At 65.0% G+C, this 13,712-nt stretch carries 14 protein-coding genes and 3 pseudogenes; 15 read left to right on the forward strand and 2 right to left on the reverse strand.

Going from position 1 to position 13,712, the window contains the following annotated elements; translation table 11 throughout:
- Positions 1 to 119: 119 nt before the first annotated feature.
- From DRB87_RS13725 to DRB87_RS13775, 11 genes and pseudogenes are all read left to right on the forward strand, one after another.
- Positions 120 to 692, forward strand: a complete 573-nt coding sequence (locus DRB87_RS13725; RefSeq protein ID WP_130026291.1) for an RNA polymerase sigma factor — start codon at positions 120 to 122, stop codon at positions 690 to 692.
- On the forward strand, positions 689 to 1,117 hold the full coding sequence (locus DRB87_RS13730; protein WP_017233283.1) for a DUF3619 family protein: 429 nt from the start codon (positions 689 to 691) through the stop codon (positions 1,115 to 1,117). The genes DRB87_RS13725 and DRB87_RS13730 overlap by 4 nt, the downstream gene beginning before the upstream one ends.
- 21 nt (positions 1,118 to 1,138) lie before the next feature.
- Positions 1,139 to 1,972 carry a DUF3106 domain-containing protein gene (locus DRB87_RS13735; RefSeq protein WP_130026292.1) on the forward strand — a complete coding sequence of 278 codons (834 nt, stop codon included), beginning with the start codon at positions 1,139 to 1,141 and terminating at the stop codon, positions 1,970 to 1,972.
- 216 nt (positions 1,973 to 2,188) lie between these two features.
- Complete coding sequence (locus DRB87_RS13740) at positions 2,189 to 2,761, forward strand: RDD family protein (protein ID WP_130026293.1); 573 nt, start codon at positions 2,189 to 2,191, stop codon at positions 2,759 to 2,761.
- On the forward strand, positions 2,758 to 3,714 hold the full coding sequence (locus tag DRB87_RS13745; RefSeq protein ID WP_130026294.1) for a triacylglycerol lipase: 957 nt from the start codon (positions 2,758 to 2,760) through the stop codon (positions 3,712 to 3,714). Before DRB87_RS13740 ends, DRB87_RS13745 begins: the two co-directional genes overlap by 4 nt.
- A 317-nt stretch (positions 3,715 to 4,031) precedes the next feature.
- Positions 4,032 to 4,805: pseudogene (locus DRB87_RS13750) on the forward strand (UDP-2,3-diacylglucosamine diphosphatase); the annotation flags it as partial.
- A 205-nt stretch (positions 4,806 to 5,010) separates the two neighbouring features.
- Entirely contained in the window at positions 5,011 to 6,045 is a 1,035-nt protein-coding gene (locus tag DRB87_RS13755) for a glycosyltransferase family 1 protein (RefSeq protein WP_130026296.1), read from the forward strand.
- Positions 6,046 to 6,122: 77 nt separating this feature from the next.
- Positions 6,123 to 6,518, forward strand: a pseudogene (locus DRB87_RS13760) (diacylglycerol kinase); the annotation flags it as partial.
- 142 nt (positions 6,519 to 6,660) lie between these two features.
- The gene (locus DRB87_RS13765) at positions 6,661 to 7,329 is read left to right on the forward strand and encodes a TetR/AcrR family transcriptional regulator (protein WP_130026298.1); all 669 of its coding nucleotides are present in this window, start codon (positions 6,661 to 6,663) and stop codon (positions 7,327 to 7,329) included.
- Between the two features lie 3 nt (positions 7,330 to 7,332).
- Complete coding sequence (locus DRB87_RS13770) at positions 7,333 to 7,929, forward strand: TIGR00730 family Rossman fold protein (RefSeq protein WP_130026299.1); 597 nt, start codon at positions 7,333 to 7,335, stop codon at positions 7,927 to 7,929.
- A 267-nt stretch (positions 7,930 to 8,196) separates the two neighbouring features.
- Entirely contained in the window at positions 8,197 to 8,730 is a 534-nt protein-coding gene (locus DRB87_RS13775; protein ID WP_165385315.1) for a DUF2062 domain-containing protein, read from the forward strand.
- 20 nt (positions 8,731 to 8,750) lie between these two features.
- Here the strand turns inward: DRB87_RS13775 and DRB87_RS13780 are convergent.
- Positions 8,751 to 9,361, reverse strand: a pseudogene (locus tag DRB87_RS13780) (DUF924 family protein).
- 55 nt (positions 9,362 to 9,416) lie between these two features.
- Complete coding sequence (locus DRB87_RS13785; RefSeq protein WP_017233272.1) at positions 9,417 to 10,148, reverse strand: alanyl-tRNA editing protein; 732 nt, start codon at positions 10,146 to 10,148, stop codon at positions 9,417 to 9,419.
- A 396-nt stretch (positions 10,149 to 10,544) separates the two neighbouring features.
- On the opposite strand from DRB87_RS13785, the gene DRB87_RS13790 reads away from it, so the two are divergent.
- The 4 genes from DRB87_RS13790 to DRB87_RS13805 all read left to right on the forward strand — a co-directional run bounded on the left by DRB87_RS13790 (position 10,545) and on the right by DRB87_RS13805 (position 13,444).
- On the forward strand, positions 10,545 to 10,955 hold the full coding sequence (locus DRB87_RS13790) for a M48 family metallopeptidase (protein WP_130026301.1): 411 nt from the start codon (positions 10,545 to 10,547) through the stop codon (positions 10,953 to 10,955).
- A gap of 38 nt (positions 10,956 to 10,993) precedes the next feature.
- On the forward strand, positions 10,994 to 12,007 hold the full coding sequence (locus DRB87_RS13795; protein ID WP_165385316.1) for a hypothetical protein: 1,014 nt from the start codon (positions 10,994 to 10,996) through the stop codon (positions 12,005 to 12,007).
- Between the two features lie 296 nt (positions 12,008 to 12,303).
- Complete coding sequence (locus DRB87_RS13800) at positions 12,304 to 12,711, forward strand: hypothetical protein (protein WP_130026303.1); 408 nt, start codon at positions 12,304 to 12,306, stop codon at positions 12,709 to 12,711.
- Positions 12,712 to 12,733: 22 nt separating this feature from the next.
- A complete protein-coding gene (locus DRB87_RS13805) occupies positions 12,734 to 13,444 on the forward strand; it encodes a hypothetical protein (protein ID WP_130026304.1) in 711 nt (236 codons plus the stop codon).
- Positions 13,445 to 13,712 lie beyond the last annotated feature (268 nt).

The following is a 13,712-nucleotide window of genomic DNA, read 5'->3' on the forward strand; positions in this document are numbered from 1 at the left end:
GGTTACAGCACAGCGCGTTTTTGGTAGCATCCGCACCGGCTACATGAATCTTTACGTGGCCTTTACGCTTACATGGCATTTCAAAGGCGCAGCGCGCAACGCTGCGTGCACCCCACCGGATGGCATCTGACAAGGAACTGGCGGATTTTCTCGCGGGCATCGAACGGCGCGCCTTCAAGCAGGCCGTCTATGCCGTACGCGACGACGAGGCCGCCCTCGATATCGTTCAGGATGCGATGATCCGCCTGGCCGAGAAATACGGCGACAAGCCGCCGGCCGACCTGCCGTTGCTGTTCACGCGCATTCTCCAGAACGCCATTCACGACTATTTCCGTCGGCAAAAGGTGCGTAACACCTGGGTCACGCTATTCTCGAATCTCGCGGGCCCGGGCGACGACGAACGCGACGACTTCGATCCTCTGGAAACCTTATTGGCCGAGGATGGGTCTGTGCAGACCGAGAGCAGCGAAGAGGCCGTTTCGCGCGCCGAAATCCTCTCGCTCATCGACGCGGAAATACAGAAACTGCCGACACGTCAACGAGAAGCCTTCCTCATGCGTTACTGGGAAGATATGGACGTTGCCGAGACGGCCGCCACGATGGGGTGCTCGGAGGGCAGCGTCAAGACGCACTGCTCGCGCGCCACCCATGCGTTGGCGCAGGCGTTGAAGGCAAAAGGGATCAGGTTATGAGTCACGATCTGGAAACGAGGGAACTCCGCTTCGCACATCGCGTGCGACGTGCGCTGGACGAAGCGTCCGACGCGCCGTCGCCGAATATCGCGGCCCGGCTGGCCGCCGCTCGCCAGGAGGCGCTCGCGCGCAAAAAGCCCGAACCGGTGGCCATTGTGCAACCGGCGCTGGTGCTCGCCGGTGTCGGCGCCATGCCATCGTCGGAAGCCGGCGGCCCGCGCCGCACATTCGACAAGCTGCGCCGTCTCGGGCTGCTCTGGCCGCTCGCCGCATTGGTGATCGGCCTGGCGGGGCTCGCGTACTGGGAGCATCAGCAACACATTCAGGACCTGGCAGACATCGATGCCGCCGTATTGAGCGACGAACTCCCGTTGTCGGCCTATGCCGACCATGGCTTCAACGCCTATGTGAAGCGTGCCCAGTAGCCCCCCTACCCAAGTCCCCCCGTGACGCGACGCAATGTATTTCTTCTGCTCGCCGCGCTGATCGCGGCCGCGCTCGCCGGCACGGCCGCGCTGCGCCGCACGCACGCGCCTGAAGCGGTGTCCGACGTGCCTCCGGTCATTGCCGGCGCATCTGCCCCCGGCGGCGCCACCCCCACCAATGGGCCGGTCGGCAATCTGACGGCCAGCGGTGGGACCGCGAGCGGCGCTGCGGCGACATCTGTTGCATCGCCCGGCGGTTACTGGGCCAAGCTCACGGCCGGCCAGCGAGAGGCGCTCGCGCCGCTCGCCCAGGACTGGAATCGCATGAGCGAGCGTCAGCGCGAGAAGTGGATCGAGATTGCCAAGCGCTTTCATACGCTGTCACCGGAGAGCCGTAAGCGCCTGCATGACCGCATGGCGGACTGGGTGCGCCTGACGCCCGAGCAGCGCAAGCTGGCGCGCGAGAGCTATCAGAACGCCAAGACGCTGCCGCCCGAGCGAAAAGCGCAGATGTGGCAGCAGTATCAGCAACTCACCGAAGAACAGAAGAAGCGCCTTGCCGCGGACGACCGAAAGCAGGCCAACCGTCCGAACGTGGTCAGCGCGCCGCCATCGGGCCGCCCGGGCGTGAAGAATCCGTATGCTGCTGTGCATCGCAAGGAGGCCGGCACCCCGGGCAAGAATGGCGCGCTGCCGGCGCCGGTGGCATCGGGCGCGGCAGCACCGACGACCGGGCAATCGATGCCGACTTCTGCCGCACCGTCGCCGGGAGCCACGCCGGCGAGCGCCGACACGGCAAACGGTGACAAGAATGGCGACGCCGTCTTCAACGCCGAGATTTATCATCACAACTGACGCCTGACGCCAGCCACTCCGGGTCATCGTCATGCCGCAACGGCCGCCCCCGGGGCGGCCGTTTGTCTTTATGCGTTCGAAACGCCCCGCCGACCGGCTGGCTCGCTGGCACATTCTTGCGCATAATGTGCGGCACAGGACGCGACATGCCCGCCGCCACTGCCCCATGCCGGCACGGGCGCCAGGCACCCGACAAAAATCCCAGACCACGCCGCGATGACCGACTCCGCCACCCAGCCCGCCACGCCGCACCGCTCGCCCGACGCCGCACCTTCGCCAGACGTGCCGTCCGGCATCGAACCGGATGGCTACGCTGTGCCGACGCTACGCCGCCGCCTGCTCTCGATGCTCTACGAATCGCTGCTGCTCTTCGGCGTGCTGTTCCTTGCCGGCTACCTGTTCAGCGCCCTCACCCAGCAGCGCAGCGGCCTGATGCACCGGCATGCCATGCAAGCCTGGCTGTTTCTTGTACTTGGCGCGTACTTCGTCTGGTTCTGGACCCACGGTGGCCAGACGCTGGCGATGAAGACGTGGAAGATCCGTCTGGTCGACGCGCATGGACAACCGGTGCACACCGCCCGCGCTGTCGCGCGTTACGCGCTCGCATGGTTGTGGGTGCTGCCGGCCATGGCGCTCGACTCGGGACTCGGAATCACAGGCTGGGGCAGCGTGGCGTTGCTCACCGGCTGGGTCGTGCTCTGGGCCTTGGCCATGCGCGTGATGCCGGATCACCAGTTCATTCATGACCGGCTCGCCGGCACGCGTCTCGTGAGCGTGCTGGGCAAATGACCACAACGCCCCCCGCTGCCCGCCCTGCACCGCGCGCCTCGCGCGCCCACCTGATCTACGGTGGCATCGAAATCGGGCTATCGCTCATCGTCGCCGTCGCCACGTGGACCGTTTGGCATAGCCCCTGGACGACTTTGCTATGGACGGTGCTATGGTTGCCCGTCTCCCATGCCATCGGCCTTGCGGCCGGCTTCGTCATGGCCGCCCAGGGCGACCCGTCGCCGGAGCGGCGCGCCACCGCCGGCACCCATGCGGCCGTATGGGCCTACGAATGCGCGGCGTCGATCTTCCTGCTCGATCTCTGCCAACCGTGGCTCAGCACCGCCCGTCTGCCGCCACCGCGTGGCCCGGCGCGCCCCGTCTCGGTATTGCTGTTGCATGGTTACGGCTGTAATCGCGCGTTCTGGCTGCGTTTCTCGCGCCATCTCGCCGACGCGGGCTACGACTGCGACGCCGTCAATCTTGGCCCGATGTTCGGCGACATCGACGATTACGCCCCCACGATTGCCAATGCCACGCGCGCCCTTGCCGAACGCACCCGGCTGCCCGTCGTCATCATCGGCCACAGCATGGGCGGACTCGCGGCGCGTGCCTGCCTGCGCCACGCGCCCACCCTGCCGGTCGCTCACACCATCACGCTCGGCTCGCCGCACTTCGGCACCCTGCATGCGCGCCATGGCCTCGGCACCAACGCTCGCCAGATGAGTGTCGGCAGCGAATGGCTCGCGGCGCTCGCGAGTCGCGAAACGCAAACGCAACGTGCTCGCATCACGTCGATTTACACGTTTCACGACAACGTCGTCTATCCGGTGCGCACTTGCGTGCTGCCCGGTGCCCACAACATCGCGCTCGACCGGCTCGGACATGTGTCGCTGGGCACGCATCCACGTGCGCGCGCCCACGTGCTCGAGACGCTCGAGCGCGTGGCCCAGGGATTGCCGCGCGGCGTCTGATCCGAGGCATCCCGGGCGGGTGCGGGTCCCGCTGTCGCGTCGTCGCGACGTTGGACGCCACTTTCGCGACATGATCGTGACTGTCATCGTCGCTTCACGAAATCGTGGCGCAATGCACGCATGTTCAACGCGACGTGCGAGCCGGTATGACGACGACCCCCACCTTTGAGTTGCCGATCCCAACGTCTGCGGCTCGCGCCGGTCACTTCGCAGACACCCCGCCAGGCCGCCCCGCCGCCCCGCCCATCAGCCCGCCCGACACGATCGAACTGCCGCCCGACACGCCCGATCCCTTCGACCCGCCCCCCGACGGCATCACCCGCTACCGTACGATCTGGCTCTCGGACATCCACCTCGGCACCCAAGGGTGTCAGGCAGACTACCTGCTCGACTTCCTGCGTCATCACGAGTCCGACTACCTGTATCTGGTCGGCGACATCATCGACGGCTGGCATCTGCGACGCGGCTGGCACTGGCCGCAGGCGCACAACGATGTTGTGCAGAAAATGCTGCGCCGCGCACGCAAGGGGACGCAGGTGATCTACGTACCCGGCAATCACGACGAAGCGGCACGCCAGTTCTGCGGGTTGGCGTTCGGCGACATTGCGGTGCGCGACGAGGCGTTCCACACCACACTGTCGGGCAAACGTCTGTGGGTCACCCACGGCGATCTGTTCGACGGCGTGATTCAGCACGCCAAGTGGCTCGCGTATCTGGGCGACTCGCTCTACACCCTCACCCTGCTGCTCAACCGCTGGTTCAATCGCGTGCGCACGCGCTTCGGCTTCCCGTACTGGTCGCTGTCGCAGTATCTGAAACACCAGGTGAAAAACGCCGTGAACTTCATTTCGGCCTTCGAGCACGTGATGGCCGACGAAGCGCGCCGCCGTGGCTGCGACGGCGTGGTGTGCGGACACATCCACAAACCCGAGATTCGCGAGATCGACGGCTTGCTCTACTGCAACGACGGCGACTGGGTGGAGAGCCTCTCGGCGCTGGTCGAGACGACCGAGGGCGAGCTGCGCATCATCCACTGGACGCAAAAGCGCAACGTGCGCGCCCGCGCGAAAACCGCGACGGTCGGCACTTGAGCCCGCACCGTGACCCTGGCCGGCCTCGCGCCGCCACGATCGCCACACCTCGGGAGACGCCAGTCCGAGACGCTGGCCCAGGACACTTGCCCGATTTCACCCCGTTAACCCCGCGCACGCACGGCACTGTGCTGTCGTACGTGCGCACTCACGCGCGAGTTCGCGCGTGTCACCGAAGCGCGCCATGTGCGCGAAGGAGCGCCCGATGAAAATCATGATCGTCACCGACGCCTGGGATCCGCAGATCAACGGCGTGGTCCGCACGTTGAAGAACACGCGCGCTCAGCTGGAGGCGGCCGGCCATCGTGTCGAGCTGCTCACGCCGCAGGAATTCCGCACGATGCCGTGCCCGACCTACCCGGAAATCCGTCTCGCGTTCTTCGCCGGCGCACGCGTGAAACGGCGCATCGAAGATTTCGCGCCGGACGCCCTTCACATCGCCACCGAAGGCCCGCTGGGCATGGCCGCGCGCAAATGGGCCCTGCGCAACGACTTCCCGTTCACCACGGCCTATCACACGCGCTTCCCGGAGTATGTGCAGGCGCGCTTCGGCTTTGCGCTCTCGACAACCTACCGCTTTCTGCGCTGGTTCCACAAGGCGTCGCACGCCGTGATGGCACCCACGCCGGTGGTCAAGCGCGATCTCGAAGCGAACGGCTTCCAGAATGTGGTGCTTTGGACACGTGGCGTCGACCTTGACATCTTCCGTGTGCAAGACGCACATGTGCTAAATTCGGCACATCCGATTTTCCTCTACGTGGGGCGTGTCGCCGTGGAGAAGAACATCGAGGCTTTCCTGAAACTGGATTTGCCGGGCTCGAAATGGGTCGCGGGCGAAGGGCCGCAACTGGCCGAACTGCGCTCGCGCTACCCCGATGTGAATTATCTCGGTATGCTTTCGCAGCCCGAACTGGCGAAGGTCTACGCGTCGGCCGACGTGTTCGTCTTTCCCAGCCGTACCGACACCTTCGGCCTGGTGCTGCTCGAAGCGATGGCTTGCGGCCTGCCGGTCGCGGCCTTCCCGGTGACCGGCCCGGTCGATGTCCTCGACGGCTGCCCGGAAGGCGAAGGCGGCGCACTGCGAGAGGACTTGCGCGAGGCTTGTCTCGATGCGCTCAAGGTCTCGCGCCCGAGTGCACGTGCCTGGGCCGAGCGGTTCTCATGGCAGGCGGCCTCCGAAGAGTTCGCCTCGCATCTGCATCCGCGCAAGCCCGAGCTGTCGCTCGCGAGCGCGGTCTGATCCACCTCCAGAGCCCGTTGCGGCGAGGAACCCGACGCTTGTTCATCGATCACCCGCCGCCACGCGACAAACAACCGAATCCGTACAAGGGCAATCGGGGCATCATGCGTGCCTGGCGCGCCCTGAAATACTCCTTGTCCGGCTTCAAGTTCGCCGTGTTCGAAGAGAGCGCCTTCCGGCAGGAACTGGCGCTCGCCGCCATCCTCTTGCCGGCGGCGGTCTTCCTGCCCGTGACCTCTGTCGAGCGCGTGCTGCTCATCGGCTCGGTGCTGCTCGTGCTCATCATCGAGCTGGTCAACTCCAGCATCGAGGCGGCCATCGACCGCATTTCGCTGGAGCGGCACGAACTGTCCAAACGTGCCAAGGATTTCGGCAGCGCGGCCGTCCTCATCGCGCTCGGCCTTTGCCTGCTCACCTGGGCCTTGCTCGCCGGGCCCGTCATTGTCGAACGGGTACGTACAGCGTTTTTCTGATAACGTTCGCCGCCTTCCTCCCTCATGCTTGGCAGTGCGCGGCTGCCGGGTATAATCGGTCGCCGTATACCTGATATTCAACTCATAGACGCAAGCGGAGAACATCGTTCGCCACGCTTGCCGCTTACCGGGGCCGACAGACATGGAAGCAAAGCCGCCGCGCCGTACCCGCGAACGAATTCTTGAGGTGTCACTCCGGCTCTTCAACGACATCGGCGAACCTAACGTCACGACCACCACGATTGCCGAGGAGATGAAAATCAGCCCCGGCAATCTGTACTATCACTTCCGCAATAAAGACGACATCATCAACAGCATCTTCGCCCAGTTCGAGCAGGAAATCGAACGGCGACTGCGGCTGCCTGACGATCACAAGCCCAAGCTCGACGAAGTCTGGACGTACCTGCAATACATGTCCGAATTTCTGTGGCGCTTCCGTTTTCTTTACCGCGACCTCAACGACCTGCTTGCGCGCAACCGCACGCTGGAGACGCACTTCAAGGTGATCGTCGGCCACAAGAAGCGGTTCGCGCGCGAAATGTGCGACCTGCTCGTGGCCGAGGGCGAAATGGAAATCACGCCCGAGCAGATCGAGGTGGTCACGACCAACATGGTGGTGATCTCCACCTATTGGTTGTCCTACCAGTTCGTGATGAATCCGCGCAAGTACAACGACCCGGCGGAGATCGGTGCCGGGTTGCACCAATCGAGCTATCACATCCTCTCGCAAATGGCGCCGTATCTGAAAGGCAGCTCGCGCGAGATGTACGACAGGATGGCGCGAGAATCGTCGGCTAAGGGAGCGCAATAAGACATGGCGTCGGACGTCAAATCGATCTGTATTTACTGCGGTGCCGCCACGGGGGTACGTCCTGCCTACGCCGAGGCGGCGCGTGACCTGGGCCGTCGCATGGCGCAAGCGGACATTCGTCTCGTGTATGGCGGCGGCAAGGTCGGACTGATGGGCATCATTGCCGACGCCGTGCTGGCCCACGGCGGCGAAGTGATCGGCATCATCCCGAAGGCCCTGATGGAACGGGAAGTCGGTCACACCGGGCTGACGCAATTGCATGTTGTCGAGAACATGCACCAGCGCAAGCAGATGATGGCCGATCTGTCGGATGCTTTCATTGCCATGCCCGGCGGCATCGGCACGTGCGAAGAACTGTTCGAAGTCTTTACGTGGCTGCAGATCGGCTATCACGCGAAACCGATCGGTCTGCTCAATGTCGAGCAGTATTACGATCCGCTGATCGTGTTCCTCAAATCGATGGTGACGGAGCAGTTCCTCAAGGAGCCGCAGTTGGACCAGTTGCAGATCAGTGCGTCGCCCGAAGCGTTGCTCGATACCCTGCGGCACTTCACGCCGTCGCAAATCGATCGCTGGTCCCACCAGCGTTCACAGATCTGAGCGCAGCCGCGTCATCGCTGCGCAGTCCATCGGCTGCGCAGTGTCGGTTCCCCTCGCGCTTCAGCCCTCCCCGTCACCCGTTGCCCGCGCTTCGTGCCAGACACGGGACCGCACCCGCTCAGCACGCCGTCGCCCACGGCGTCATTGAACTCCTGCCGCCCCCGGGACTCAGACATCCGTTGCATGCGGATCACCGCGTGCGCGCCCGCCCCATGCCCGCCTGGGTCAACGCTTTCCTCGACGCGCAACCTGCCTATGATGTTAAAGATGCTTCGCCCGATGCGACTGCTGCGTTCACGCTGGCTGCGGCCACACGCCGGCTTGCTGCTGCGGCGCGCCTTGTGGCGAGCCACGCCGCGAGGCGTGGCCATCGGGCTGGCATGTGGTGTTTTTTTCGGGATTCTGATTCCCGTCGGCCAGATGCTCGTGGCGATACTCGCCGCAGCGCTGTTACGCGGAAATCTATTCCTCGCGGCGGTCGGCACGCTGGTGACCAATCCGCTGACGGCGCCCTTCGTTTATTGGGGCGCGCATCGTCTGGGCCGCTGGATGTTCGAGTGGCCACCGCAGACCGAGATCGAAGCGACGGTGGCCGCCGCGACACAGGCGAGAGAGAGCTTGTGGACTCAGTTGACGAACCTTGATTTCGGTACGGCGACGCTGCATCTCGCGACTGGCCTCGCCGCCTGTGCGGCGGCCGGCGGAGCGCTCGCCTACGTGATCGGCTTCTGCGCGATCCGTTGGCACCAACGGCGCCGCGTCGGGACAACGGTGAGTGCGTCTGACGCCCCCCGGGACTGAGCGCCACGACATCGCCGTCGTCAGAACGACGATCCGGGCGTCTTCAGAAACGCGATTTCCTCTGGCGTCGATGTCCGTCCCAAGGCCTGGTTGCGGTGGGGTATCGCCCAAAACGCTCGATGATGACCGCATGCTTGCGCGCGTAATCGAGGTTATCGACCAGCCCGAACGCCTTCGCCAAGGGTTCGTACAGGGCCAGCGAAAGGTGCTGGCTCTCCAGCGATTCGTCGTGTTCGAACGGCAGATAGACGAATACGCGATGCTGCGGTGTGGGTAGACGCTGATCGTCGCCCGCCTCGACCAGACGCCGCGCCACGGCCAACGCCCGTGCATCGCCCGCAAAGGCCTTCGCGTGCCCCCGAAAGAGATTGCGAGAGAACTGGTCGAGCACCACGATCAGCGCGCACGCCCCGAGCGGCGTCTGCGCCCAGTCGTCGAGTTCCCCGTCCAGCGCCTGCGCGTGCAGCGCGCCGAAGTGGGTACGGATCGATGCGTCGTACGCGTCCGACTTACGGAACCACTCGGGCCGCTCCATCCCATACTCGGGAGCGTCCGGACGGCCGAACCAGAAATCGAGCACCGTTTGCCACGGGGGGACTTGCGAAGAAGGTGCTCCTGCGGGTGTCGTCATCCATCATCCTGAAAGGTGAGCGTGCGTGGGAGGGGTGACTCGCATGATGCCAGACTCACGCAAAGGCCAACACCACGCGGCGTGTGCGCGACGTCTTCTTCTCGATCTTGGCCACGCGCAGCGCGCCGATTTCAGCGGTATTGGCCACGTGCGTGCCGCCGCACGGCTGCAAATCGATGCCCTCGATGCGCACCAGACGCACGCGCCCCAGCCCCACGGGCGGCTTCACGCTCATGGTGCGCACCAACTCGGGCCGCGCCGCCATCTCGTCGTCGCTGATGCTGTCTATGGCCACCGGCCGTGCAGCCGCCACGAGCGCCGCCAACCCGGCTTCGACGGTCTCCCGCTCGATCGGCTCATTCGTCACGAAATCGAGCCGAGCGTACTCCGTGGTGATGCTGCACCCATCCACCGGATGCGGCAACACGGCACACATCAGATGCGACGCCGTGTGAAAGCGCATGTGACGAAAGCGTCGCGCCCAGTCGATCTCCGCCTGCACGATATCGCCGACCGAGAGTCGCGCCAGCACATCGTGCTGGCCCTCGCCGGGCACATGGACCGCATCGTCGGGCGTCGCGCCCTCATGTTTCGACTTGCGCGTGTCGGCAATGGCGAGGCGCGTGCCGTCCACCAGCACCAACTCACCGGCATCGCCCGCTTGTCCGCCGCCCAGCGGATAGAAGACGGTGCGATCGAGCCTGATGCCGGTCTCGTCGATATGCGTGATGCGCGCCTCGCACTGGCGCAGATAGGCGTCCTGTCGAAAAAGGGCTTCAGTGGTCATTGGGGCGTCTCCGTAGGTGATCCGCCATGGTCGCGCGAACCGGGCCTGAGTGACAAGGGACAATCCGGCGCCGTAGCGCCAGTACGGTCGATGAGCGCCTTTGCGCAGACGTCACCGTCGGAGCGGCGCACTGCCGACATTGCCCCCGGGTGAAGGTTTCGCGGCATCGACCCAACACCACCCAATTGGGCATACGCGGCGTACAGGACGCCATGCTTTTCCCAATGCGCGCCCACTGAGCGACCGGACGACAGCTTTGTCCTCGAATCGAAAGAGACGGATACCGCGTCAACCGTAGGATCCGCCCAAGCGCCCCATCTATGGCGCCCGGAAAAATCCGAAACGTTGTCAACCGGCCCCCATCCTCTCATGCATGTCACGCACCCTCCCCCCGCTTTGCCCCGCCACGATGTCACCGGGCGCCTGCTGCCCGACGCCGGCGACAGCGCGCCCCGGCGTTACCAGCAAGCGCGCGACGCGTACCTCGCCGCCGATTACGAAAGGGCACTGCATGTGCTCTACCCCCTGCTCAAGGAACTTCCGCTGGACGTCAGCGTGAACAAGCTGATCGGCTACGCGCATTTCGGGCGCGAAGACTATGCGCTCGCGCTGGTGCCGCTCAGCTCGGCGACGCTGTTCACGCCCGACGACCCCGAACCGATGCTGATTTGCGCGCATTGCCTGGCGAAGTTGGGCGACGGCGCGCTCGCTCGCGATCTCGCCATGCAGGCGCTCGAGACCTCTCGGCAGAACGCGGCGCATGCCGACATCGGTGCGCGCGCCGAACGTTTTCTCGCCACGATTTAACGCCCATTCATTCCCGGGAGCCCCCCATGACGATAGGTATGCCCTCGTCTCCCCCTCTGCCGACGCCCCTACAGTCCCTCTCGAACGCCAGCAATGTCGGCGCGAATCCGCAAGTACACATTGCGATGCCGGAGCCGCCGAAGGATCTGATGGCAGGGTGCTGGGAGCAGTTTCAAAGCGCCATTCAAACGCATCGCGGCGCGCGCAACGCGGCCCTCATCGGACACGTCGTCAACGCCATCGCCAAGAGCACCGCACTGGGCTTCGCGATCGCCACGATGGACGACGACTGGAAGGGATACATCGACATCCCCCTCCATGTGCTGGCGGCATCCACGGAAATCGCGAGCCTGGTGCTCGCAGCCAGCAAGTTCTGGCACGGCCCTGACGACATCCCGGGCGCCGAGATTCGCGACACCAACTTCTTCCAGACCATCGGCCAGTGGACCGGCATCGACCTCCTGCGGGAGTACGGCGGGGTGGTCAATTTGGCGATCACCAACGGTCCGCTGGTGTTTGGCGCCGTCCACAATGGCGCCGCACCGTTGCTCGAGACGCTGGGCATCCCCGTGCCGGCATGGCTGAAAGACGCCGCCATTGACGATGCGAGTTCGGCCATCGCCGACGGGGTGGCGACTGCGACCGATTTTCTGCAAAACCGCGTGCTTGGCACGATCATCGATGGCCGAGAGCGGCGCGCGTCCGTGGACAGAGTCACGGCGGCGGAGACCACCGTGAACTACGTCGTGCTGGACGGCGAACGCGACTACGTGCACATGGCCCCCCGCCCGCGGCTCGACTACGAACTCGAGGGGGTGACCGTCGTCCCGAGACTGTCGCGGGACGACTCGGCGCTCGCGTCCATCTCGTCCATCCCGGCGCCACCGGCCATCCCGGGCGACAACGCGGACATCCAGTCACTCGCGACCGGCATCGACGACGAGTTCTTCGATGCCGAGTCGGATTTGCATTCGGTCGTCTCCGATCTGTCGAACGACGCCTTTCACGATGCGCTGGACACCGTCACACCTGACGTCGGTTCGCGCCCTTAAGCGTCATCGCAACGGACTGCGCCTGCGCGGTCCAGGATGAAACGCGGGCGCGCGCGCGCCGACAGGGCTAAACGGGGCGCACACGCCCCCCTTCGCGCCGCGGGCACGCGCGTGCCGCAGCCGGATCCATGCCGTAACCCTTTGGAGGAACGACGTTCCATGCAGCGATATTCAGCCCCCACGCCACCGGTGAAACCGACCTCCGCGTCGGCCGCATCGTGCCTAACGGCCAAGCGCATCCCGCCCCACGAACCGACGGCGCCCAGCGTTGCGCCACCGACGCGGCTTCACCCAACGTGTCGCCGACCACTTCACCGGCCACGTCGTGGATCGATTCGCCGATCGCGTCGCAAGCCTTCTCTCATGCGTATGCCCTGTGCGCGGCCAACGACTTCGTCGGTGCCGCACGCGCCTTTGCCGACCTCTGCCTCGCCTACCCGGAACGCACGGATGCCTACAAGGCGTTCGGCTACGTGCTTTGTCAGCTCGGCGATTATCGACACGCCGTCGCCCCCTTGATGATCGCGGTTGCGCGGGACTATGGCGATCCCGAGCCCTTGTATTTCGCCGCCGTGTGCATGCAGCGCAATGGCGATGTCGACACCGCCCGCGACATGGCCGGCGATGCGCTGGACATGGTGCGTCGGACCGGCCGCCCCGCTGATCTGCACGACAAGCTGACGCGTCTGATCGACGCCCTCTGACCCTATCCCTCGGAGCCCATTCATGCCCAGACTTGACGCCCTGCCCACGCCCCACTACGTCTCCCACCCTGCCCCCGCCAACACGTCGGCCACTGCGACGAACGAAGCATCGCTTGCGGGCGAAGTGCGAATCGCCCTCGGCGCGATGCAAGACGACACGCACTCGTCGCATCGACTGCGGCCGTCGCCGTCCACCGTTGGCCGCTTTACCGCCTTGATGCAACACGTGGGAAATTTCGGACTCAGCCTGGCATCGTTAAGCGTGGCCAGCCTGAACAACATCAAGGAGATCTACGACGACAGTGCGTTGGCGACCGCCCACAACGTGACGCTCGCAACGGCATCCCTGGCGACGTTGTCCAGCCTGATGGATTTGACGGTCGCCATTGGCAAGTACTGCACGCCCTCGACGACGACGGCTGACATCAAGAACACCGCCTGGCTGACCTCGGCGGGTGCCCTTCTGGGGTCGAAACACCTCGAGCGGTATGGGGCCAAATACCAGACGACCTTGCTGGGCGCCTCGATGATGGTGTTCTTCAATCAGGCCGGCAGAATCGCCGGTGAGCATCACGCCATGGCCGAGCTATCTCAGCGTGTCGGGCCAACGCCGTCTGCCGCCCCGTCCGAAGCGCCGCCCGGCGACACGCTCGACATCGACTCGCTGCAATCCTGCATGGGGTTTTCGGCGGCCGCTTATCGCGCGTTCGGGGCATCGCCACCGAAGGGCTGATCGAGTGGATGACGGCGATGGAGGCGCGTCGATCGCTGGATCTCGTCGAGCATCAGTTGAATTATGAGAGCCCGTTCGGACAGGAAGGCCGATACCGATCGGACACGTCCGAATTCGGACAGTCAACGCAACACGCTGGCGCGACCGATCCGGACCGGCCGTCGTCACACGCCCGTGCCGCCCTGCCCGATCGCGTCACGAACGTCTGACACATCCCGATCGCCCCCCGTCGCCGCGACGGGGGCAAGCGGTGCCTGCCCAGGCGCGA

The sequence above is a fragment of the Pandoraea sp. XY-2 genome, from assembly GCF_004193915.1.
GTDB classification, from domain to species: Bacteria; Pseudomonadota; Gammaproteobacteria; order Burkholderiales; family Burkholderiaceae; genus Pandoraea; species Pandoraea cepalis.

Coding starts and splice junctions, on each gene's coding strand:
- DRB87_RS13725 (WP_130026291.1), top strand. CDS start 120: ATGGCATCTGACAAGGAACTGGCGGATTTTCTCGCGGGCATCGAACGG.
- DRB87_RS13730 (WP_017233283.1), top strand. CDS start 689: ATGAGTCACGATCTGGAAACGAGGGAACTCCGCTTCGCACATCGCGTG.
- DRB87_RS13740 (WP_130026293.1), top strand. CDS start 2,189: ATGACCGACTCCGCCACCCAGCCCGCCACGCCGCACCGCTCGCCCGAC.
- DRB87_RS13745 (WP_130026294.1), top strand. CDS start 2,758: ATGACCACAACGCCCCCCGCTGCCCGCCCTGCACCGCGCGCCTCGCGC.
- DRB87_RS13755 (WP_130026296.1), top strand. CDS start 5,011: ATGAAAATCATGATCGTCACCGACGCCTGGGATCCGCAGATCAACGGC.
- DRB87_RS13765 (WP_130026298.1), top strand. CDS start 6,661: ATGGAAGCAAAGCCGCCGCGCCGTACCCGCGAACGAATTCTTGAGGTG.
- DRB87_RS13770 (WP_130026299.1), top strand. CDS start 7,333: ATGGCGTCGGACGTCAAATCGATCTGTATTTACTGCGGTGCCGCCACG.
- DRB87_RS13775 (WP_165385315.1), top strand. CDS start 8,197: ATGCTTCGCCCGATGCGACTGCTGCGTTCACGCTGGCTGCGGCCACAC.
- DRB87_RS13785 (WP_017233272.1), bottom strand. CDS start 10,148: ATGACCACTGAAGCCCTTTTTCGACAGGACGCCTATCTGCGCCAGTGC.
- DRB87_RS13795 (WP_165385316.1), top strand. CDS start 10,994: ATGCCCTCGTCTCCCCCTCTGCCGACGCCCCTACAGTCCCTCTCGAAC.
- DRB87_RS13805 (WP_130026304.1), top strand. CDS start 12,734: ATGCCCAGACTTGACGCCCTGCCCACGCCCCACTACGTCTCCCACCCT.